The 20,444-nt window shown below is 56.5% G+C and carries 21 protein-coding genes and 1 tRNA gene; 15 read left to right on the top strand and 7 right to left on the bottom strand.

The annotated features are described in order from the left end of the window. Positions 1 to 123: 123 nt before the first annotated feature. Entirely contained in the window at positions 124 to 330 is a 207-nt protein-coding gene (locus ACR0MJ_RS15855; protein ID WP_010442474.1) for a cold-shock protein, read from the bottom strand. A gap of 327 nt (positions 331 to 657) precedes the next feature. Here ACR0MJ_RS15855 and ACR0MJ_RS15850 point away from each other — a divergent pair, with 327 nt between their 5' ends. Continuing rightward, positions 658 to 1,185, top strand: coding sequence for an REP-associated tyrosine transposase (locus ACR0MJ_RS15850; RefSeq protein WP_480761709.1), 528 nt, complete (start codon positions 658 to 660; stop codon positions 1,183 to 1,185). A gap of 163 nt (positions 1,186 to 1,348) precedes the next feature. Next, positions 1,349 to 2,092, top strand: coding sequence for a hypothetical protein (locus ACR0MJ_RS15845; RefSeq protein WP_480761708.1), 744 nt, complete (start codon positions 1,349 to 1,351; stop codon positions 2,090 to 2,092). A gap of 23 nt (positions 2,093 to 2,115) precedes the next feature. On the opposite strand, the gene ettA is transcribed toward ACR0MJ_RS15845, so the two are convergent. After that, positions 2,116 to 3,783 carry an energy-dependent translational throttle protein EttA gene (gene ettA, locus ACR0MJ_RS15840; RefSeq protein ID WP_170514038.1) on the bottom strand — a complete coding sequence of 556 codons (1,668 nt, stop codon included), beginning with the start codon at positions 3,781 to 3,783 and terminating at the stop codon, positions 2,116 to 2,118. Between the two features lie 138 nt (positions 3,784 to 3,921). Between ettA and ACR0MJ_RS15835 the strand changes: the two genes are divergently transcribed. From ACR0MJ_RS15835 to dacB, 3 genes are all read left to right on the top strand, one after another. After that, a complete protein-coding gene (locus ACR0MJ_RS15835) occupies positions 3,922 to 4,392 on the top strand; it encodes an MOSC domain-containing protein (protein ID WP_480761707.1) in 471 nt (156 codons plus the stop codon). A 32-nt stretch (positions 4,393 to 4,424) separates the two neighbouring features. Next, positions 4,425 to 5,045: a nicotinate-nucleotide adenylyltransferase gene (locus tag ACR0MJ_RS15830; protein WP_170408276.1), complete on the top strand. Its 621-nt coding sequence runs from the start codon at positions 4,425 to 4,427 to the stop codon at positions 5,043 to 5,045. 67 nt (positions 5,046 to 5,112) lie between these two features. Continuing rightward, on the top strand, positions 5,113 to 6,591 hold the full coding sequence (gene dacB / locus ACR0MJ_RS15825) for a D-alanyl-D-alanine carboxypeptidase/D-alanyl-D-alanine endopeptidase (RefSeq protein ID WP_170408275.1): 1,479 nt from the start codon (positions 5,113 to 5,115) through the stop codon (positions 6,589 to 6,591). Here the strand turns inward: dacB and ACR0MJ_RS15820 are convergent. After that, a complete protein-coding gene (locus ACR0MJ_RS15820; RefSeq protein ID WP_170395941.1) occupies positions 6,588 to 7,010 on the bottom strand; it encodes a tellurite resistance TerB family protein in 423 nt (140 codons plus the stop codon). The genes dacB and ACR0MJ_RS15820 overlap by 4 nt on opposite strands. A gap of 325 nt (positions 7,011 to 7,335) precedes the next feature. Further along, positions 7,336 to 8,238, bottom strand: a complete 903-nt coding sequence (locus ACR0MJ_RS15815) for a LysR family transcriptional regulator (RefSeq protein WP_480761706.1) — start codon at positions 8,236 to 8,238, stop codon at positions 7,336 to 7,338. A gap of 154 nt (positions 8,239 to 8,392) precedes the next feature. On the opposite strand from ACR0MJ_RS15815, the gene ACR0MJ_RS15810 reads away from it, so the two are divergent. Next, the gene (locus ACR0MJ_RS15810) at positions 8,393 to 9,967 is read left to right on the top strand and encodes an arylsulfatase (protein WP_170597320.1); all 1,575 of its coding nucleotides are present in this window, start codon (positions 8,393 to 8,395) and stop codon (positions 9,965 to 9,967) included. A 93-nt stretch (positions 9,968 to 10,060) separates the two neighbouring features. Here ACR0MJ_RS15810 and ACR0MJ_RS15805 read toward each other — a convergent pair whose 3' ends face one another. Beyond that, positions 10,061 to 10,810 carry an SDR family oxidoreductase gene (locus ACR0MJ_RS15805; RefSeq protein ID WP_170395947.1) on the bottom strand — a complete coding sequence of 250 codons (750 nt, stop codon included), beginning with the start codon at positions 10,808 to 10,810 and terminating at the stop codon, positions 10,061 to 10,063. A 118-nt stretch (positions 10,811 to 10,928) separates the two neighbouring features. Here ACR0MJ_RS15805 and ACR0MJ_RS15800 point away from each other — a divergent pair, with 118 nt between their 5' ends. The 4 genes from ACR0MJ_RS15800 to ACR0MJ_RS15785 all read left to right on the top strand — a co-directional run bounded on the left by ACR0MJ_RS15800 (position 10,929) and on the right by ACR0MJ_RS15785 (position 16,490). Then, positions 10,929 to 11,807: a LysR substrate-binding domain-containing protein gene (locus ACR0MJ_RS15800; protein WP_480761704.1), complete on the top strand. Its 879-nt coding sequence runs from the start codon at positions 10,929 to 10,931 to the stop codon at positions 11,805 to 11,807. 236 nt (positions 11,808 to 12,043) lie between these two features. Next, positions 12,044 to 13,618 carry a lysine--tRNA ligase gene (locus tag ACR0MJ_RS15795; protein WP_480761702.1) on the top strand — a complete coding sequence of 525 codons (1,575 nt, stop codon included), beginning with the start codon at positions 12,044 to 12,046 and terminating at the stop codon, positions 13,616 to 13,618. Positions 13,619 to 13,666: 48 nt separating this feature from the next. Next, complete coding sequence (locus ACR0MJ_RS15790; protein WP_480761701.1) at positions 13,667 to 14,068, top strand: DUF4864 domain-containing protein; 402 nt, start codon at positions 13,667 to 13,669, stop codon at positions 14,066 to 14,068. Between the two features lie 136 nt (positions 14,069 to 14,204). Next, positions 14,205 to 16,490: a glycosyl hydrolase family 28-related protein gene (locus ACR0MJ_RS15785; protein WP_480761699.1), complete on the top strand. Its 2,286-nt coding sequence runs from the start codon at positions 14,205 to 14,207 to the stop codon at positions 16,488 to 16,490. A 38-nt stretch (positions 16,491 to 16,528) separates the two neighbouring features. Here ACR0MJ_RS15785 and ACR0MJ_RS15780 read toward each other — a convergent pair whose 3' ends face one another. Beyond that, a complete protein-coding gene (locus tag ACR0MJ_RS15780; protein ID WP_480761697.1) occupies positions 16,529 to 17,191 on the bottom strand; it encodes a hypothetical protein in 663 nt (220 codons plus the stop codon). 155 nt (positions 17,192 to 17,346) lie between these two features. Between ACR0MJ_RS15780 and ACR0MJ_RS15775 the strand changes: the two genes are divergently transcribed. The 4 genes from ACR0MJ_RS15775 to ACR0MJ_RS15760 all read left to right on the top strand — a co-directional run bounded on the left by ACR0MJ_RS15775 (position 17,347) and on the right by ACR0MJ_RS15760 (position 19,413). Next, complete coding sequence (locus tag ACR0MJ_RS15775; RefSeq protein WP_170395957.1) at positions 17,347 to 17,673, top strand: antibiotic biosynthesis monooxygenase family protein; 327 nt, start codon at positions 17,347 to 17,349, stop codon at positions 17,671 to 17,673. Positions 17,674 to 17,738: 65 nt separating this feature from the next. Continuing rightward, positions 17,739 to 18,146, top strand: a complete 408-nt coding sequence (locus ACR0MJ_RS15770; RefSeq protein ID WP_170395959.1) for a universal stress protein — start codon at positions 17,739 to 17,741, stop codon at positions 18,144 to 18,146. Positions 18,147 to 18,218: 72 nt separating this feature from the next. Next, the gene (locus tag ACR0MJ_RS15765) at positions 18,219 to 18,662 is read left to right on the top strand and encodes an excalibur calcium-binding domain-containing protein (protein ID WP_255612008.1); all 444 of its coding nucleotides are present in this window, start codon (positions 18,219 to 18,221) and stop codon (positions 18,660 to 18,662) included. Positions 18,663 to 19,059: 397 nt separating this feature from the next. After that, positions 19,060 to 19,413, top strand: coding sequence for an MmcQ/YjbR family DNA-binding protein (locus tag ACR0MJ_RS15760; RefSeq protein ID WP_170423840.1), 354 nt, complete (start codon positions 19,060 to 19,062; stop codon positions 19,411 to 19,413). A 5-nt stretch (positions 19,414 to 19,418) separates the two neighbouring features. Here the strand turns inward: ACR0MJ_RS15760 and ACR0MJ_RS15755 are convergent, their stop codons facing one another. Beyond that, the gene (locus ACR0MJ_RS15755) at positions 19,419 to 20,126 is read right to left on the bottom strand and encodes an ORF6N domain-containing protein (RefSeq protein ID WP_170408459.1); all 708 of its coding nucleotides are present in this window, start codon (positions 20,124 to 20,126) and stop codon (positions 19,419 to 19,421) included. 214 nt (positions 20,127 to 20,340) lie between these two features. On the opposite strand from ACR0MJ_RS15755, the gene ACR0MJ_RS15750 reads away from it, so the two are divergent. Continuing rightward, positions 20,341 to 20,418, top strand: a tRNA-Arg gene (locus ACR0MJ_RS15750). The last annotated feature ends 26 nt before the right edge of the window (positions 20,419 to 20,444 follow it).

The raw sequence follows: 20,444 nt of genomic DNA, 5'->3' as shown, positions 1-20,444 counted from the left end.
GAAATGATAGCGGATTTGGTCAATCACCGGGGAGGAATAACCCGATTGTGATGTATTCCCTATGCCACACAATCAACAAGGGCATAGCGGAGTGGGCGGGAAAAATCCCGCCCTTTGAACGGCTTAGGCCAGTTCGATATTGTCGGCGCTTTCGCGGCCGTCACGACCAGCGCGCAGCTCGTACGTGACTTTCTGGTTGTCGGCCAGACCGGTGAGGCCCGAACGCTCGACTGCCGAGATGTGTACGAAGATGTCTTTGCCGCCATCTTCGGGTGCGATAAAGCCATAGCCTTTGGTGGTGTTGAACCATTTTACGGTGCCTGCGGGCATATCCGTTGTCTCCTGTTTAGTGCTGCCCACGTGGATGCGGCAGCCCGGCGTCGTTGTCTGTATCGATAGACTGAGCGCCGTAGAAGGAGACTGCAGGTCGAAATAGAAAAACGTAAGCCTCATGGATATGGCATCGGTCAGGCGGTGTGGCAAGGGCGGATTGTACGGTTTGTACAGGGGTTTGAGGGGCAATCGTCCGACTTGTACAAGAATCCGCCGATGGTTTTGGTTATTGGTTTGCGTGCCAATGATAAGGCCCGGTTATTTGTCTGGCGCGTCGGAGTGGCATTCAGAATCCGTTAACCCTCGTCATGATCAAGTTACAGCATGAGCGATTATCGACACGTCCGCGTTCCCGGAGCCAAGTATTTTTTCACCGTGTCTTTGGCCGACCGGTCGTCGGATTTGCTGGTGCGTGAGGTAGCGCATCTGCGGGCGGCCTTTGCAGCAACGCAGATAGAGCGGCCGTTCTGGTGCGATGCGTTTGTTGTATTGCCGGATCACCTGCACGCGGTTTGGACCTTGCCGCCGGGGGATGCGGATTATTCGACGCGGTGGCGGTTAATCAAAAGCCGATTTGTGCGTGCCGTCGGAGAATTCGGTCCGCGAAGCGAGTCCAAGGTTGTCAAACAGGAACGCGGGATTTGGCAACGCCGGTTTTGGGAGCACACCATTCGGGACGAACGAGATTACCGCAATCATGTGGTTTATTGTTGGGGCAATCCGGTCAAACATGGGTTGGTGGAGCATCCAACCGATTGGCCGTATTCGTCGATTTATCGTGATATCCGCGCAGGCCGGGTTGATCCGGTATGGAGTGGCGTTGTCACCGAAGGAGCGTTTGGGGAAGCGTAGGATGGGTGATTTCACCCATCAATTTATGTGGTGGGATATTGGAGAATTGAGGAGTGATGGGTGAGAGCACACATTCTACACTTGCTAAAAAAAACGTTTCCAGTCGTTAGCCTGTTGAATAAACTTGGTTGATAGTTGTCCGAAAAAGTTTGGAATTTGTTTGATGGATGTTCTTTTGAAATTGATTATCGGAATAGTGTTGTTGCTTGCCAGCTCTATGCAGGCACAATCGCTTGAAGACGAAGATCTAAGGAGAGTCAGAGAGGCAGTTGTAGTCGTTTGTGGCGAATTCGCGCAAGGCGGTTCTTCGAGTGAAATAAACGCAAGTGGCGCTGCGGGAGTCGAATTGAAAAATCTGGCTCGAATATTGGCAGATCTTGGTCTGGAAGGCGATGGTGACTTTTCAGCCGAGGAATATGTAGGGGTACTAAGGGAAGAACTTGGTGAAGAAATACTGAATAACAGAGCTTGCCGTCTGAAAATTTGGAGCGATATTGTTTCCGGCGTTAATTCGAGTGACCAGACTGATGTAGCGGAAAAAGCTCAGCTTACTTCAGATTACGGGAATTCGTCCGGGCTATTTGATTGTAAATCAACACAGAATTTTGAGGTTTGTGTTGATAGTTCAAGAATTAGAGGTGCGTTTGCAGATTTGAGTCTGACACTGCGCAACAGGACCGACAAAACTTTAGATGTTTGTCAATCCACACCTCACGCGTACGCTATTTCAGAAGAAGGTAAAAAAACTGAAGTAGGTATTGGACCGGATTGCAGGAGGGTTGTTGGAGGGGGGCTCGAATCGTTTAGTTTTCTATTTGAGTTTGAAAGTAATGTTGGTGGATCTTATGATGCTACGGTGGTATTTTCACGCCCCTCAACACAAATTACATATCGAAACTTGCGTTGAGGGTAATCAGACTCAACACTAGTTCACCGCGCAAACTTCTTATGCTTCAACCGCTTGGGCTCCAGCGCGTCCGGTCCCAGACGGCGTTTTTTGTCCTCTTCGTAGTCCTCGAAGTTGCCCTCGAACCACTCCACATGGGCATCGCCCTCGAACGCCAGAATATGCGTGCAAATCCGGTCGAGGAAGAAGCGGTCGTGGGAGATGACGACGGCGCAGCCGGCGAAATCGACCAGCGCGTCTTCCAGCGCGCGGAGGGTTTCCACGTCCAAATCGTTGGTCGGTTCGTCGAGCAGCAGGACGTTGCCGCCCTCTTTCAGCAGGCGGGCCATGTGGACGCGGTTGCGTTCACCCCCTGACAGCAACGAGACCTTTTTCTGCTGGTCGCCGCCCTTGAAGTTGAAGGACGAGCAATAGGCGCGGGAATTGACCTGCGCGTCGCCCAGTTGGATGATCTCGGCGCCGCCGGTGATCGCCTCCCACACGGTGTCGTTGTCTTTGAGGTCATCGCGGGATTGGTCGACATAGGACAGCTCGACCGTGTCGCCCAGCGTGATGGTGCCGCTGTCGGGCTGTTCCTGCCCGGTGAGCATCTTAAACAGGGTTGATTTACCTGCACCGTTGGGGCCGATGACGCCAACGATGCCGCCGGGGGGCAGGGCGAAGTCCAACCCTTCGATCAGTTGCTTGTCGCCCATGTGTTTCGACAGGCCCTCAACCTCGATCACTTTGCCACCAAGGCGCTGGCCGTTGGGAATGACGATCTGGGCGCGGGTCAGCTTTTCGCGTTCGGACTGGTCGGCCAGCTCGTTATAGGCGTTGATCCGGGCCTTGGATTTGGCCTGACGGGCCTTTTGGCCCTGACGCATCCATTCCAGCTCGCGTTGCAGGGTCTTCTGCTTGGACTTGTCTTCGCGGGCTTCCTGCTCCAGCCGTTTGGCTTTTTGTTCCAGCCATGCGGAATAGTTCCCCTCGTACGGAATGCCGCGACCGCGGTCGAGTTCGAGGATCCAGCCGGTGATGTCGTCCAGGAAATACCGGTCGTGGGTGACGATGAGGATGGTGCCCTTGTAGTCGATCAGGTGCTGTTGCAACCAGGCGATGGTCTCGGCGTCGAGGTGGTTGGTTGGTTCGTCGAGCAGAAGCATATCGGGCGCTTCGAGCAGCAGCTTGCAGAGCGCCACGCGGCGTTTCTCACCACCCGATAGGTTTGCGATGTTGGCATCGTCCGGCGGGCAGCGCAGCGCTTCCATCGAGACATCGATCTGACTGTCGAGGTCCCACAGGTTTTCCGCGTCGATCGCGTCCTGCAGGGTGGTCATTTCCTCCATCAGCTCATCCGAGTAGTTCTCGGCGATCTCCATGGCAATCTCGTTGAACCGGTCGACCTTGGCCTTTTTCGCGGCCACGCCCAGCATGACGTTCTCGCGGACGGTCAGCGATTCATCCAGTTGAGGTTCCTGCGGCAGATAGCCGACCTTGGCGCCCTCGGCGGCCCATGCCTCACCGGTGAAGTCGGTGTCGAGGCCCGCCATGATCTTCATCAGCGTCGATTTACCCGCCCCGTTGACACCGACAACACCGATTTTCACGCCGGGCAGGAAGCTCAGGTGGATGTTTTCAAAGCACTTCTTGCCACCGGGATAGGTCTTGGAGACACCCTGCATGTGGTAGACATATTGATAGGCGGCCATGTCGCGTCCTCTGGGTCGGGGAAATCAAGTTGGAACGCTGGATATCCGAGGCGAGCGGGCGGGGCAAGCTGGTGGTATTGTGAATTTTCTGTGGTCGTTTGATCCGGTAGAACCAACACGACAAGGAGTGGTGGGGTTTTGGCAGAACTTGCGGAACTGATTGCCGGTTGGGCGCAACCGGGCCGGGTGACATGGATCGGTGTACGTCCTGGCCGCAGAGCGGAATTGGATGGGCGCAACGAGGTTTGGGTCTCAGCCGATGGGCTCGACGGCGACCGCAGCCGGGCGGGCAAGCGGGCGGTAACTTTGATCCAGCAGGAACATCTGGCGGCGATTGGCTCTTATCTGGGGCAAGGATCGGTTATGCCTGAGATCCTGCGGCGCAATCTGGTGGTTTCGGGGATCAATCTGGCGGCGCTAAAGGGGCGGGAGGTGCAGGTGGGGGAGGCCATTTTACGCTTTACCGTGATCTGCGCTCCATGCAGTCGGATGGAGGACGCGTTGGGCAAAGGCGGCTATTCTGCTGTGCGGGGGCATGGGGGTTGGTGTGCCGAAGTAGTGCAGCCGGGGCAAGTCAGGCTTGGCGATGTGGTGCAGCCGATTGATTGACAACACCTCTCAGTTCTGAACATCAGCAGAGGATGGAACGCAGTACCATTCCATATGCGGGGCCCGGGCAGGTCGTGGGGTTGTTCGGAGGGTCATTTGATCCTCCGCATCAAGGTCATGTGCATGTGACGCGCGAAGCGATGAAGGCGTTCGGGCTGGATCGGGTGTGGTGGCTGGTGTCGCCGGGCAATCCGTTGAAGGAGCGGGGGCCTGCGCCTTTGGCGCGGCGGGTTGCGGCGGCACGGGACGTGATGCAGCATCCGCGCGTTGATGTGACGGATATTGAGGCGCTGACGGGGACGCGGGCGACGGCGGATACACTGGCGGCGCTGCGGCGACTTTATCCGCAGGTTCGGTTTGTATGGCTGATGGGGGCCGACAATCTGGCGCAGTTTCACCGCTGGAAAGATTGGCGACAGATCATGGACAGCGTGCCGGTGGGCGTTGTGGCGCGGCCTGGGGACCGGATTTCTGCTCGGATGTCCCCGGCGGCTCGGCTTTATGCCAAGTACCGTATCGACGGGCAGGCGCGGCATTTGCTGGGGCGGGCGGATGCTCCGGCGTGGTGTTTTGTGAACGTGCCGATGGTTGACGTCAGTTCGACCGAGTTGCGCAATCGCGGGAATTGGAGCGATGGGGTGTTGCCCGAATGACTCCACTTGGCGCATAATCTTAATCAAGTGATTGTCTGCATTTAAGCTCTGGGATTCTAATAGACCCATGGTCGATCGAATTTCGCGTCGTTTGTTTCTGGGTGGATTAGGGGCGTCTCTGGTTCCGGGCACAGGTCTGGCCGAGGCGCCTTCGGTGTCTCTGCGCCCTGTGCTGCGTGGCCCGCAGCCCAGCGGGGCTGAGCGACTGGTTCAGGCGGCGGGGTTGAAGGGCGAGGTTGTTTTTGCCGTGGCCGACGTGGAAACCGGAACGCCGCTGGAGGTGTTCGGCGAGGGCCAAAGCCTACCACCAGCCAGCGTCGCCAAGGCGCTGACCGCGCTTTATGCGCTGGATGTGCTGGGTCCGGAGTATCGGTTCGAAACCCGCTTGATCGCGGATGGACCGGTGGAAAATGGTATTCTGAAAGGCGACCTGATCCTTGCGGGTGGCGGTGATCCGCTGCTGGATACAGACGCGCTGGCCACAATGGCAGCCAATCTGCGCAAGGCCGGGATCACCGAGGTGAAGGGCGCGTTCAAGGTCTATGATGGTGCGCTGCCCTACGTCTTCAGCATTGATCCGGGGCAGCCGGATCATCTGGGCTATAGCCCGTCGATCAGCGGGATTTCCCTGAATTTCAACCGTGTGCATTTCGAGTGGAAACGCGAGGGCACCGGCTATGACGTGACCATGGATGCGCGCAGCGCAAGTTACAGGCCGTCGGTGGATATGGCATCAATGCGGGTCGAGAACCGCAGCCTGCCGATCTACACCTATCAGCCAAGCGCGCGGCAGGATCGCTGGACCGTGGCCAAAGGCGCGCTAGGCAATGGCGGGGCACGCTGGCTGCCGGTACGCAAGCCTGCGCTTTATGCCGGAGATGTGTTCCGCACGCTGGCACGCGTGAATGGGATCGTGCTGGGCCGGGTGCAGGTGACGCGGCAAGCACCGCAAGGGACCGAACTGGTGGTGCATCAGAGCGATCCGTTGGAAAGCATCCTGAAGGGGATGCTGAGATATTCGACCAATATAACCGCCGAAATGGTGGGTTTGGCGGCCACCAAGGCGCGCGGGGTTGCGCCGCAGAGCCTTGAGGACTCGGCCGCAGAAATGAACCTATGGGCGGCAGAGCGTTTTGGCGCAGATGGGATCGCGATGGTCGATCATTCCGGACTTAGCGGTTCCTCACGTATGGCCCCCTTCGGTCTGGTCAATACGCTGGTGGCGGCGGGGCAGTCAGAGGAGCTGCGGCCGTTGCTTCGGTCCTTTACGCTGGCCGACAAAAACGGGCAGCCGGTCAAGGATCATCCGATCAAGGTCGACGCAAAAACGGGTACTTTGAACTTCGTCTCGGGTCTTGGCGGTTACATGACAACGGCAGATGGAGTGGATCTGGCCTTTGCGATCTTCACCGCCGACACCGCGCACCGCGCCACGATCCCGCGTGCGTCGCGCGAGCGCCCGGACGGGGCGCGGGCCTGGAACCGACGGTCTCGCACTTTGCAGCGCAATCTGATTGAGCGGTGGGGTACGCTCTACGGCAGCTAGGTCGTATGCCGCGCCCGTGCCCCGCGTTCGATAGCGGCAGCGTGCAGGCGGTCGATGCTCAGCTCGTATCGGATTTCTTCCAGCAGTCGCAATTCGGTTTCGGCCAGAGTGCCGTCAGCGGCGGCGACATCACAGGCCAGCGCGTAGGCGGTTTCGTTCAGGCGTTCGGGCAGGTTGTCACGGATCAGTCCGAACAGGGCATCCAGCCCGTCCACCTGCTCAAACAAATCAAACACGATCTGCGAGACGCGGCGGGTTCGGTCGATGTCGTAGCCTGCAAACACCGGCAGCATGTTGACCGCGCCTTCGATCTTGACCAGCTCTGCGGTTCGGATGTTCTCGTCCGAAGCGGAAATCGCCACCATGATCGCCACAAGGCAATCCTGCGGGGACATCGGATGTGGGGTTTGCTCGGTCATGGTGTCGTCCTGAATGAAACGTTTGTTGCCGCACGATAGGAGCGGGTGCAAGGAGGTTCAACTGGTAGTTTTGGGGTGCAATGAATGCGATCGATGAGGGTGGGTGATTTCGGCTGCGATGTAAACGTCCGTTGAGAGCTTACACCTGCCGTCGACCAGGCTTCTATTCTTTGCATGTGCTGCGCGTCGCGAACCAAGCGTTTCGGACTTTCACCGCCAGCATTCCAAAGCAGAACTTCGCCAAGTTAATTGGCCATACGGAAACGACCAGGCACTAGCTAAGATGCGTTTCAGTTGGGCGTTTTTCTATGCCTTGCACCGCCGGTCATGCCCGATATTTAGCAAGCTCACTCCAGAATAATTCTACAGCATCCGAAGTGTTCTGTGACTTACGCGCTGCGCAGATGTTCCACGTAAGGTTCTGTGCCATAGACACAGGTTTCACCGTCTTTGCATGGATCAGATCCGCAAATGTGTCCGCCATCCCTCCCACGATGTAGTCCGGTTCTGCCAACAATCCGGTCAGGAGGTTGTAGTCGTCGCATTCGATATGCGGCTGTGCATTCACCTTTTCGACGGCTTCAGCACCGCCACCAAGTGCTTTTGTCAAAGCGGCTTTCCAGTGTTTGTGGAGATGCGGAGATGCGAAGGGAAAATCGAATATGCCTGCCATCGTTTGCGGGCCACGCTGATGAATCTTATGGTCGCGATGTGCCACAAACTGGATTTGTTGTTTCTCCATCACCATAATCTCGACGTTGTCAGCTTCGGGTGTGTAGGTCAGGTCACCGAGGAACATGTCGAACTTTCCCGCCTGCAACAAATCAAGCGGTCGTGCGTAGGCGCTTACCAGAATTCGGAAGCGAAGATCAGGCATCACTTGCCGCACTGATCGCAGGGCGGGCAGGATCAGGGTTCTCGTGGTCAGAGGCCCGCAACCGATCAGCAAAGTGCCCGGCCCGGTTTCGCGCAAAGCGGCCACGCGCGTTGCATACTGGTTCAGGTCTTCGCGCAGCGACTGGGCGATTGGCAAGAACTCCTGCCCTGCGCGTGTCAGAGTGCTGTTGTTTCGGCTTCGATGAAACAAAACAAGCCCCGTATAGTCCTCGGCCTGCCCGACATAGCGGGACAATGATGCGTTGGACACACCCATCGCACGGGCAGCATTTTGGAAACTGCCGATTTCAGCCAATGTAAGAAAAGCGGTCAAAGAGTTTTCGTTCATCATGCCGTCAACCACATTTCAGGTTTTGCTCTTTAGATTTCACAATATGAAATTCCGGTAAAGCTCTGTTGCGACGCGAAAGTTTCGACCGCTATCCCTGATCGGACTTTCGATATTCCCTTCACCGGTATCGTCTTCTACGTTCGCAGAGGTAAAAATGTTCATTTTTCGATCTATTGTGGTTTCCGCCACGCTGGCTACAGCTTCGGTCTGTGCCCTGCCAGTTTTGGCCGAAACCGACCAGCCCAATATCCTTGTCATCATGGCCGACGATGTCGGCTGGGCCAGTCTGGGCAGCTATCATCAGGGTGTGAAAAGTATCAAAACCCCCAACCTTGACCAGCTTGCTGCGGATGGTATGCGCCTTACGGATTACTATGCACAGCCAAGCTGCACCGCAGGGCGATCTGCCTTTATCACCGGACAATTGCCAGTTCGGACGGGGATGCACACAGTCGGGCTGCCCGGAGATCCGGAAAAAGGTCTGAATGAAAAAGACCCTACTCTGGCCAACATCCTTAAATCTCTAGGCTACACCACCGGGCAATTTGGCAAAAATCACTTGGGCGATATGAACAAGTTTCTGCCAACTGTGAAAGGTTTCGATGAATATTGGGGCTGGCTTTACCACCTGAATGCGATGGAATACACCTCTGACCCCGATTGGCCCAAAGATCAGAAATTCAACGACACATTTGGCCCACGGAACATCATCCACGCCTATGCCACGGATACAATTGATGAAACTGTAGATCCTCGCTGGGGCCTGGTTGGAAAGCAGCGTATAATCGACGATGGCCCGGCTCCGCCCGATCGGCAAAAAACGCTCGACGATGAGGTGACGGCCCATACTCTGGACTTCATCAACCGCGCGGTCGATAGCGACACGCCCTTCTTTGTCTGGATGGCCCCGGCCCGAGCACATGTCTGGACACATCTGAGCCCCGAATACGAGGCAATGCTGGGCGACGGGCGCGGTTTGCAGGATGTCGTAATGAAAGAGCTTGACGACAACGTGGGCAAGGTCATGGCCCGTCTGGACGAACTTGGCATCTCGGACAACACTATTGTAGTCTTCACCTCGGATAACGGCCCCGAAACCATGACTTGGCCTGACGGTGGAACAACACCGTTCCGAGGCGAAAAAGGTACGACATGGGAAGGCGGCTTCCGCGTTCCTGCTATCATTCGCTGGCCCGGAAGAGTTTCCGCCGGGACCGTAAGCAACGGAATTTTTGCTGGTCTTGACTGGATGCCTACCCTCGTCGCCGCCGCCGGAGGACCTGACGATCTGCCTGGATCACTACTGAAGGGCTATGAGGGCTATCAGGTGCATCTGGATGGTTACAACCAACTGCCTTTCCTGACTGGTAAAGGTGAGAGCAACCGGGACGAGATTATCTACTATGAGGGTCCGGACCTGCAAGCGGTACGCCATGGTGATTGGAAAGCACATTTCACGATACAAACCGAAGGATGGGCAGGTCCAAAAGAGGAACTGAACGCGCCCCTGCTGTTCAACCTGCGCCGCGATCCCTATGAGAAGGCAGCTGAGGAATCGGGGATGTATACCCGTTGGATGGGCAACAAAATGTGGGCCTTTGGCCCTGCTGCCAAAATCGTCCAAAACCACCTGTCTACCTTCAAGGACTATCCTCCGCGGGGGTCGGACATAACCAACCAGGGCCATGTCGAAGAGCAGATATCGACCGAAGGTGGGATGTCGCAGTAGAAATCAAACCTCGGGGGGCATCACCTGTTGCCTCCCGATCTGTGTCAAGGATTTCATCGAGGGCCGCGAAAATCACGCTTCACCGCCTCTTTGCTATCGCACTGCCCGGTTCATCCCGCCGTCGGACAGTATACTCTGACCGTTGATATACCGGGCTGCATCGCTGGCGAGAAACACGCAAGCCTGCCCAATTTCTTCGAACGTTGCGGGCCGCTGAGCGGGGATTTCCCGGCGTGCCTGTTCGGACAGGTTCACGTTTTCGCAGAACCCCGGCAGCAGGTTGTTCATGCGAATGTTGTGCCGTGCATATCGGTCCCCGTAAAGCTTTGAGAAACTATGCAATGCTCCACGCAGCATGCTCATGGGATAGGGCGCACGTGGCTCGATTGTGTTCATGGATGAGATATTTACGAATGCACCGCCGCCTTGTTCGATCAGAATGGGCGTGACGATACGGGCGATCTTGACGACATTTAGCACATACATGTCCAGACTTTCGTGCCATAGCTCGTCGCTGAGTTCCAATAGCGGTCCGTCAAAGTCAGGATCGAAACCGACGGTTTTGATGGCTTCAGGCACCGTTCCACCGTGACCCATATTACTGACGATTGCATCAATCCGTCCATATTTGCTCATGGTGTCGTCGACCATCGCTTGCAAATCATCGACATCTAATACAGAGCCGCGACGGCCAATGCCCTCAAGTTCCTCCGCCAATTCAACCGAGCGGTTGGAAGGAGACATAAGCGAAACCTTATAGCCGGCTTTCGCCATTTCAATGGCGCAACCCCGGCCAATTCCCTGTCCTGTACCTGTCATCAAAGCAACTTTGGTATCGGGCATGGTGTGTCCTTTCTTTGGGCGCACAGTGTGTGAGGTTTATTGATTTGTGGTCAGTGTAACTGCCGGGAACAAAGCAGACCTATCGAGTTTTTGGGACAATGCTGTTAGGTTTTCTCACATGCCGGAGAACCTTAGACATCTACGTGCCCTTCAGGCCTTTGATGAAACCGCAACCCACTCCAGCCTGTCCAAGGCAGCAGATGTTCTGAACGTCACCCACGGGGCGATCAGTCGGCAAATTAAGCTGCTGGAACTGCATCTTGGCGTAACGCTTTTTCATCGCCGCCCAAATGGGGTTGAACTGACCAGTGCCGGGGAGCTTCTGCATCAATCGACGCGCGGGGCATTTTCGGCGTTGCAACTGGGCGTGATGGAGGTGAAGCGGCTGCATCACCGCCAGTCGATTACGGTGTCGTTGTCAACATCGCTGGCGCTTAAATGGCTTGTCCCGTTGCTCAGTTCATTTCAGCAAGAACATCCGGGTATCGCGTTGCTGCTGGACACAAATGATCGATTTGCGGATTTTGATGCGTCTGAGGTCGATGTCGCCCTGCGGTTCGGGGAACCCGGTTGGGACGGGCTCTATCATGAGCAGATAAGACAAGAGGACCTGATTGTTGTTGCAGCGCCATCCCTTGTTGGTAAAACCCGACTGCCGATGCCCGCCGAGAATGTGGCTGATCTTCCACTCTTGCATGATGCCTACAACGTCGGGTGGGAAAGCTGGGCTGCGCAGGTCGGGCTGGGCGCTGACCGGATCAATTCGCAGAGCATCAAGTACGTGGACAGCGCGGTTCTGTTGGAGGCTGCGATTGACGGGCAAGGTGTAGCGTTGGCAAGACATCTCTTGGCGGAGAGGGATTTGAAACTTGGTCGCTTGATCCGCCTCGATGAAAGCCGGGTTCCATTGGATCGGGGGCTCTACTTCGTCTGCCGCCCCGGCGATCAGGAACGGGTCACCGTGAGAATTTTCAGGAAATGGCTTATGTCGATTTAATCTTTTGCCTTGCTTGCAAATCCGCGAGAGCGATCAACAGACTACGTTTTTCAGAATGCGGCAATGCTCTGTGCTGCGGACACTTGTAACCAAGACCAGATATGGATTGCACGCCGTTCATGCTCATAGAGGCATGAAAATCACCACCCTTTATTGACTCATACTGCACCTGCACAATAACAGGGGCCGGTCCGGGCGCATGGGGTGTCTGGCACGTTTCCCGATGGAGTATCCAAATGTCTGACCTGCGTGAAACCGCGATGACGTCCAAGGCGTGGCCGTTTGAAGAGGCGCGGCGGTTGCTCAAACGGTATAAGCAGGGCGCTCCGGAAAAGGGATATGTGCTGTTTGAGACGGGCTATGGCCCCTCAGGTCTGCCGCATATCGGCACCTTTGGTGAGGTCGCGAGGACCACGATGGTCAAGCGCGCGTTTGAGGCGCTGTCGGATATCCCGACCAAGCTGATCTGTTTCTCGGACGATCTGGATGGGATGCGGAAAGTGCCCAGCAATGTGCCGAACCCCGAGGCGCTGCAGGATTATCTGCAATGTCCGCTGACCTCGGTGCCGGACCCGTTTGGTGAATATGACAGCTTTGGTGAGCATAACAATGCGATGCTGCGCCGGTTCCTCGATACTTTCGGGTTCGAGTATGAGTTCTATTCGGCGCGCGAGTTTTACCGCTCGGGCCAGTTCGACGAGATCCTGAAGCGCGCCGTTGAGAAGTATGACGACGTGATGGCCATCATGCTGAAAAGCCTGCGGGAAGAACGTCAGCAGACCTATTCGATCTTCCTGCCGATCCATCCCGAGACCGGGCGGGTTCTGTATGTGCCGATGAAGAAAGTTTGTGCCGATACCTACACTGTCACCTTCGATGACGAGGATGGCAAGGAATGGACGCTGCCCGTGACTGGCGGCAATGTGAAGCTACAGTGGAAGCCTGATTTTGGCGCGCGCTGGGCGGCATTGGGCGTGGATTTCGAGATGTATGGCAAGGAACATGCCACCAACGAAAAGATCTATGACGCGATCTGCCGGGCCTTGGGTGGCCGTGCGCCCGAGCATTTCAGCTATGAGCTGTTTTTGGACGAAAACGGTCAGAAGATTTCGAAGTCGTCGGGCAATGGTGTTTCGATCGATGAATGGCTGACCTATGCGCCCACCGAGTCGCTGGCCTATTTCATGTATCAAAAGCCCAAGACCGCGAAGCGGATGCATTTTGATGTGATCCCGAAGGCGTATGATGAATATCATCAACAGTTGCGGGCCTATCCGGGGCAGGACCTGAAGGCGAAGCTGAATAACCCGGTGTGGCATATCCATGGTGGGAATGTGCCAGAGTCCACGCTGATGGTTCCCTTTGCGATGCTGTTGAACCTGGCGTCGGTATCCGGGGCTGAGGACAAAGAGGCGCTGTGGGGCTTTATCCGCCGTTATGCGCCCGAGGCCACTGCCGAGACCCATCCCGATCTGGATCAGGCGGCGGGCTTTGCAGTGAGGTACTTCAACGATTTCGTCAAGCCGACGCGCCAGCATCGCGCGCCGACGGATCAGGAGCGTGAGGCGCTGGAAGCATTGAGGGCGGCCTTGGAAGTCTATGACGGGCCGATGGAAGACGAGGCACTGCAATCGGTGGTCTATTCCATCGGGCGTGAGCGGTTCGATCCGATGCGCGGCTGGTTCACGGCACTTTACGAAGTGCTGCTGGGGGCGTCGCAGGGGCCTCGGTTTGGTGGGTTCATCGCGCTTTATGGCGCGCCAGAGACGATTGCTCTGATCGACAAGGCGCTGGCCGGGGAATTAGTCTGATTTGACCTGATCCAGTGTGGGGCTACCCTTGCATCAGGAGGTGGCCCCATGCGTCGACTATTGCTTGCTGTATCCCTGAGTGCCGGACTGGCATCCGGAGCTTTTGCTCAGAGTGACGAGATTGAGGCCAATATCTCGGCGCAGATTCAGGCCTTCAAGGCGGATGACTTTGCCACCGCCTTCACCTTTGCCAGCCCCAATATCCAGCGGCTGTTCGGCGATCCCGAGAATTTCGGGACCATGGTGCGCCGCGGCTATCCTATGGTTTGGCGGCCTGCGGATGTGAGGTTTCTGGAGTTGCGCGAGATTAGCGGAGCCCTGTGGCAGAAGGTCATGATCACTGATGGTGACGGACGCGTGCATTTGCTGGACTACCAGATGATCCGGCAGGAAAACGGCTGGAAGATCAACGGTGTACAGTTGCTGGGTAACTCCGACCCGGCGGCCTGATGCAACACCATCGTCACGGTGGTAAGAGCCGCGATTAATCCCTTTTCGATACTCAGACCCATGCGCTTGGGCTCAGGGCCCGGGCGGTTTCGGGTTTTGGCGCGCGTGCTTGGCGCGATTGGGAAAGGGATTTTACATGAACAAGGCAATCACCGACGGCATCGTGTTCATGCCGCCCGCCTATGCGGCTGGTCTTGGGGTCTGGTCCAGTGGCGACGGCACGCCTGGCTCACCGACCTATGAGGGGTCGGGCACGGGGGTGTTCGTTCCGGCGGATGCGGATTTCGCAGGCTGTCTGGAGATTTATAAGACGGCAGAACCGCAGCGGCTGCGCTATATGGGGCAGACACCTTTGTTGCCGGGCTGCTATCTGCAGATCAAGGCGCGGGTGAAGGCGATCAGCGGGCCGCTTCCCGAGGTGCGGATTGCCGGCTGGGCCGGAGGAGCCGGAGATGCGCACGTGGACGGATTGGCCGAGCAGGGTCCGGCGGTGCAGCTGACCGGCTATGGCACTGTGCATGAGGTGACGGCCATCGTGGGCACAGGCCTGCGGCCCGGCGTGGACATGCCCTGGGGCAATGCGGTGCTTTATGGCCATTTTGGATTGGATATCGAAGGCACCAACGGTGCGGTGGTGCGGGTGGATGATATCGAGATCACTGATGTGACCTCGGTCTTCCTGCGCGATTTGATTGGTCTGGTCGACGTGCGCGATTTCGGCGCTGTGGGTGACGGGGTCACCGATGACTCGGCAGCGTTTGAGGCGGCGGATCAGGCAGCGAACGGGCGCAAGGTTTATATTCCGCAAGGTGAGTTCCGGCTGGAAGAGAACACTAACATGGCGTCCGAGGTCGCATTTGACGGCACCGTCACGATGCCGGTCGACAAGATGTTGCTGCTGACCAAGAATTTCGATCTGCCCACCTATATCACCGCCTTTGGTGATGAAATGCTGGCGTTTAAAAAAGCGTTTCAGGCGTTGCTGAACAGCTCGGACCATGAATCGCTGGATCTGGGCGGGCGCAAGATTGCGGTGACCGAACCCATCGATATGGCGGCGGCAGTGCCGAACCGGACAGGCTATGCCACCCGTCGCGTGGTGCGTAACGGGCAGTTTGACGTCAAAAGCAGCTCGGCCTGGGATACCGAAACCTTCACTTCGATCGCGACTTACAGCCCGTCTGATCCCGATACGCTGACCAATGTGGCCAATGTGGCCAATATCCCTGTGGGCTCGCTGGTGACTGGCAGCGGGGTCGGGCGTGAGGTTTATGTGCGGTCGAAAAACGAAAGCACCGGTGAAATCACGCTGAGTGCGCCGACTTATGATGCCGCAGGGACGCAGACCCTCACCTTCACATCATTCAAGTATCTGCTAGATTTTAGCGGTTTCAGTGCGCTGCAGAAGTTCAACATGGAAGGGATCGAGTTCCAGTGTAACGGTCGGTGCAGCGCGATCCGGCTGTCTCCGGGCGGGAACACTTTTGTACTGAAAGACTGTTTCATCAGTCGCCCGAAGGACCGGGGTATCACATCAATCGGGCGCGGATGTCAGGGGATGCTGATCGATGGCTGTCAGTTCCTATCGACCGAGGAAAGTCTGGACGTGCCGGACCGAAGCTCAATCGCGCTGAACGCCAATGCCAACGACGTCAAGCTGCGCCACAACCGGGCCACGCGGTTCCATCATTTCGCGGTGCTGAGCGGCGACAACAATCTGGTGCTGGGCAACCACTTCTTCCAGGGCGACAACGTCGCGAACGGGGTGCGCAACGCTGGGTTGGTGATCATCGGCGGCTATAACAGTTCGTCCATCGCCGAGAACTATGTCGATAACTGTTTTATCGAATGGACCAACGAGCACGATGCCAACCCGGATTACTTCACCAGCTTCTCGTTCAGCGCGCTGAGCATCACTGATAACATCTTTTATGCCAGCGATGTTGCCCCCTGGTTCAGCTATCTGGTGATCCGCCCCCATGGCACAGGGCATTTCTTGAACGGGCTGACCGTGACCGGCAACAAGTTCCGCGTCAACAACGTGCGGATTGACCGAGTGGACCGGGTCGATACCAGTTTTGCCGATCTCGACCCGGAAAGGCACAAGAGGGTGTGTTTCGAGAACAATACGTTCCATGGCATCGATACGCCTTGCGCCAATCCATTGCGGCTGCAGCACACGCAAAGCTCACCGTCATCAGCCTGGACCGTCAGTTCGCAGGGCCAATTGCCGTTCGGGGGCAGGGCGCGCGGGTGTGATGCGGTTGTTGCTCTGGGAAGCCTCAGGACATCGTTGAATGCGGTGCGCTATACCGCGCCATATGTCGAGTTGCGACAGGGATCGGGCCAGAGCGATATCCGCCTGCGCTGGTCCGAAGGCTTGCGTGGTGCGGTTTCGACCATTCTGCGGATTGATACCTGATTGATGTGGTGGGCCGCCTGTATGTAGGCGGCCCATCTTTAATAGCTGCGCCACAATCCAAATTTGATCCCGATGTTATCATCAGCCGAATTGCGCTCGGCACCCAGAACCCAGGTGAGTCTGCCCGTCTTTGGGCGATACATCAGCGAAGGTCGCACCCTCCAGTACCATGGTCGGTCCGAAACATAAGAAGTTTCGATCTGCAGGAGCGGGTCAAACCGTCGACCCGAGGACAGACCGGCCGTGAAATCCAATTTGCGGATCACTGCCTCATGGGTGCGGTTTTCGAGCGCGGCGTCGACATTGATCCATCCGCCTCCCAATCCGGTTTGAATGCTTTTGCCGTAGGAAAGTGTTGCTTTGTACATTGCCCAACTACTGTACTGGCGATGGTGCGCGCCAACGCCGAACTCGGCCGCCAGACGCCCTGCTGACCCCATGTCTGCAACCGGCACGCGTGCAAAGACCAGCGCGTGCCCATACAAATCCTGATGCTCCTCGGCATCCAGTCCGATCGTGAGTTTCGGTCGCAATCCCCACTCGGTATAAAGCGAGGATTTGTACTTGTAGACGTCTTCCTCTTTGAAAGCGGTCACAGATAACGCGGTGAAGCTTGACCCCTTCTCGCGGAGCCACGCACCGGACCATGCCGGAGTGCACACCATAAAAAGCAGCGGAATGACGAAAACCAGACGAGCCATGGGGGCAGCATCGGCAGACATGGTTAACGGATGGTTAGTTTCTTGTTCATCTTTGAGAAAGATTTTTTGATCCAAAAACATTGTCTATGTGCAGGAAAAGGGTGGCGTTTTCAAAAGCTGTGCTAGGCTCGGGTCAGCTATAAAGGAGGAGCCTTATGCCGCAGATTTCCAAAACCAACAGCTATCAGACTGTCATCACCACCTTCGAGATGACCCCCGGAACCTGCCAGGACCTTCTTGAGGCGCTGACCGATGCTTATGCCGAGTTCATTTCGAAACAGCCGGGTTTCATTTCAGCTGGATTGCATGTGAATGATGCCCAGACGCGGATTGCCAACTATTCACAATGGGAGCGCCGCGAGGATTTCCTGGCGATGTTGCGCACACCGGAAATGCGAGAGCGGAATCGCAGGGTTAACGAGCTGTGCAAGAGCTTTGAACCCGTGATGTACGACGTCGCCGAGACATTCGGTGAGACCTGATCTGAGTCAATGCACGGCCACCACCGGTCGCGCAGAATAGCGGCACAACTACGGAGGCGCGAGCCATGTATCATAACATTCTTGTTCCCATTTCCTTTGATGCCGAACGGGACAGCTCGGCAGCGTTGAAGCTGGCAGAACTACTGTCGACGCCCGAGGCTGCGGTTACGCTGCTGCATGTGGTAGAGCACATTCCGGATTATGCGATCTCGTACATGCCTGCCGAGTATCTGTCCGAAGCCCGCAAGGCCATTCAGACCGAGCTTGATGCTCTGGCGGCGCGCGTCCCGAATGCGAAGGGGCTGGTGGTTGAAGGCCATTCCGGGCGAACGATTCTGGACTGGGCCGAAGTGAATAAGCCTGACCTGATCATCCTGGCTTCGCACCGCCCGGGGATGCAGGACCTGTTGTTGGGTTCAACCGCGACCCATGTGGTGCGCCACGCCAAATGTGCCGTGCATGTGGTGCGATAAAGTCGAGCTTTTTCCAAGCCGACCCCGATTGCGGCCATGGCTTTGCCACATACCGCGTGTAAGACCTATGGCATGACAACCGGGAAACAAACGAAAGACACCGATCCGAACCCTCGTCTTACACGGCGGCAACGGCGGGCAGACGCGTTGCGCAGGCAGGCTCTGTCTCCGGTGCGTATTCTACTGATGGTGCTGGCCTTGCCCTTAACCACAGGAATGATCGCAATCGGTGTCTACCTGCGCGTTTCAGACTACGAACGTCATGAAGCGGTGATCCATCTGGTGGCGCTGGCTGGGTGTGATGCGGTGGAGATGCTGGGTTTCGGGCCTTTTCGCGAAGGAAGGCCCGGATATCATAAGCGCAATGACCCCGATGGCGATGGTGTCGCCTGTGGCTCGTTTGCCTTGCAGAAACCACGCAATGTCGCGATGCCGGGAGATATCCAAGCCAATCCCCGGAATCTTCAGACCCCGAAACAGCGCACTGTCGGAACGGCAAAGTTTTTGAAGCCTTGAATCGGTGGGGGGCGAAATCTTGAAAAGATTTCGGGGCGCTTTCTTTTCAAGAAAGCGTTGCGTGGCTCAGGTGAGCCAACGCACGGGTGCGCGGTTGCAGAAGATTACGATCTGGCCCGAGTTTTCCGCCACTTGATAACCGCGACGATTGATTTCGGCCATAAAACGCTCCATCCCGGCAAATCGCTCTATATCGCGCGCCTTGCGACGGATTACGCCACCTTGCTGCACTGCCTTGGAGGCGAATAGATCACTGAGCCAAACCTCAGGCGAGAGGGGAGAATTGCAGTTATACATCACCTATGATTTGGCGCAGCTAGGTTAATGCCGGGTAAAGAAAGTTGCACCCGCAAAGCGGGTCTTGCCTTGTCCTGACCAGAGCGCCACAGTCGCCGCGATGACTCGTGATGAATTCAATGCCTTTTGCTCGGACCTCAAAGCCACCAGCCATGTCGTGCAGTGGGGCAACGCAGATGTCTGGAAAGTAGGCGGCAAAGTCTTTGCCATCTGTGGTTGGAACGACGGAAAGGATGCGTTTACCTTCAAGGCCACCGATCTTGCCTTTGAGGTCCTCGGAGATGAGCCAGGTATCCGCCCAGCGCCCTATCTGGCATCGCGAGGTATGAAATGGCTGCAGGTTTACGATGAACGTGGCATGAGCGACGCGTCGCTGCGAGATCATATTGTAATCTCATACGATCTGGTCGTAGCTAAGCTGACCAGAAAGGCGCGGGCAGAGCTGGGCCTTTAAGGCGGTCAGTCTTTCATGGCGTGCAGCAGCTCAAGCAGTTTTTTCCGGTCATCATCGTCGGCATAGTCTCCGCTGGCCAGCCGTTCGGCGATGCTGAGGCGCAGACGGTCATGTTGTGTGCGAACCTCTTCGCCCGCCGTTTCCGCGAGGGTCTTCATGATCACTGCCACCGCCTGCTGCCGTTTGGTGGTGGGATTGGCGATGTAGTCCACAAGGCTTTGCTGTCCGGAATCAAGGATGTTTTCGGCCAGATCACGCAGTTGATCCCCATTTGGAAGCAACGGCGTAGGGGCATCTTGCGGTGGCAGAATCTCAGGCGGGTTGCGCGGGGTTTCCGCTAGCGCATTGGTGCCGTCAACAAAGGCTTCGGTGATCATCCGCGTGATCCTGATCGCGCGCGGATCTTTAAACAAAGTCGAGGCAATAGCTACGCCGTAGTCGGTATAGACCCAGGGATTGACCCGTCGGCCACCGCGGCCTTCGGGTTTTGAGATCACATTCTGTGATTGCAAATCCGCGACCTCAGCGTCGGAAAGCTGAAAGCGGTAGCCTTCGAACAGATCCTTATTGCGCGAGACGGCCTGATTGAAGGCGCTGACGGATTTTCCGTAAAACTGCGCCAGATCTTCTGCCAGAACCACGCGTACACCGCGCACCCGATGAATGGCGTTTTGGACCTCTTGAGGGCTGGGCAGGTTTTCCGGGTTCGTCATCATATCCGTTTGGAATCACAATTTGTGATTTCAAACGTGACGCAGGGCGCGCTGGGCTGCAAGTTTGAACTGCAGGTAGGTTCAATGTCTCTTGCCGAGAGGTCTGCCAGATTCGGCCAATACCCTGATGGAAATAACCTTTTTGAAAGAAAAAGCTTACCCTCTATCAAGTTGACAATCCTAATGGATTGACTGATACAAACGGAACAAGACCGGGCCGTTAGCTCAGCTGGATTAGAGCAGGGAACTTCTAATTCTCAGGTCGGGGGTTCGAGTCCTCCACGGCTCGCCATTTTTTCAGATGTTTTTCGAAACGGG

It is taken from the genome of Ruegeria sp. C6, assembly GCF_056537625.1.
The sequence above is the reverse complement of the archived record's forward strand: the minus strand, read 5'-3'. Positions and strand labels throughout refer to the sequence as shown.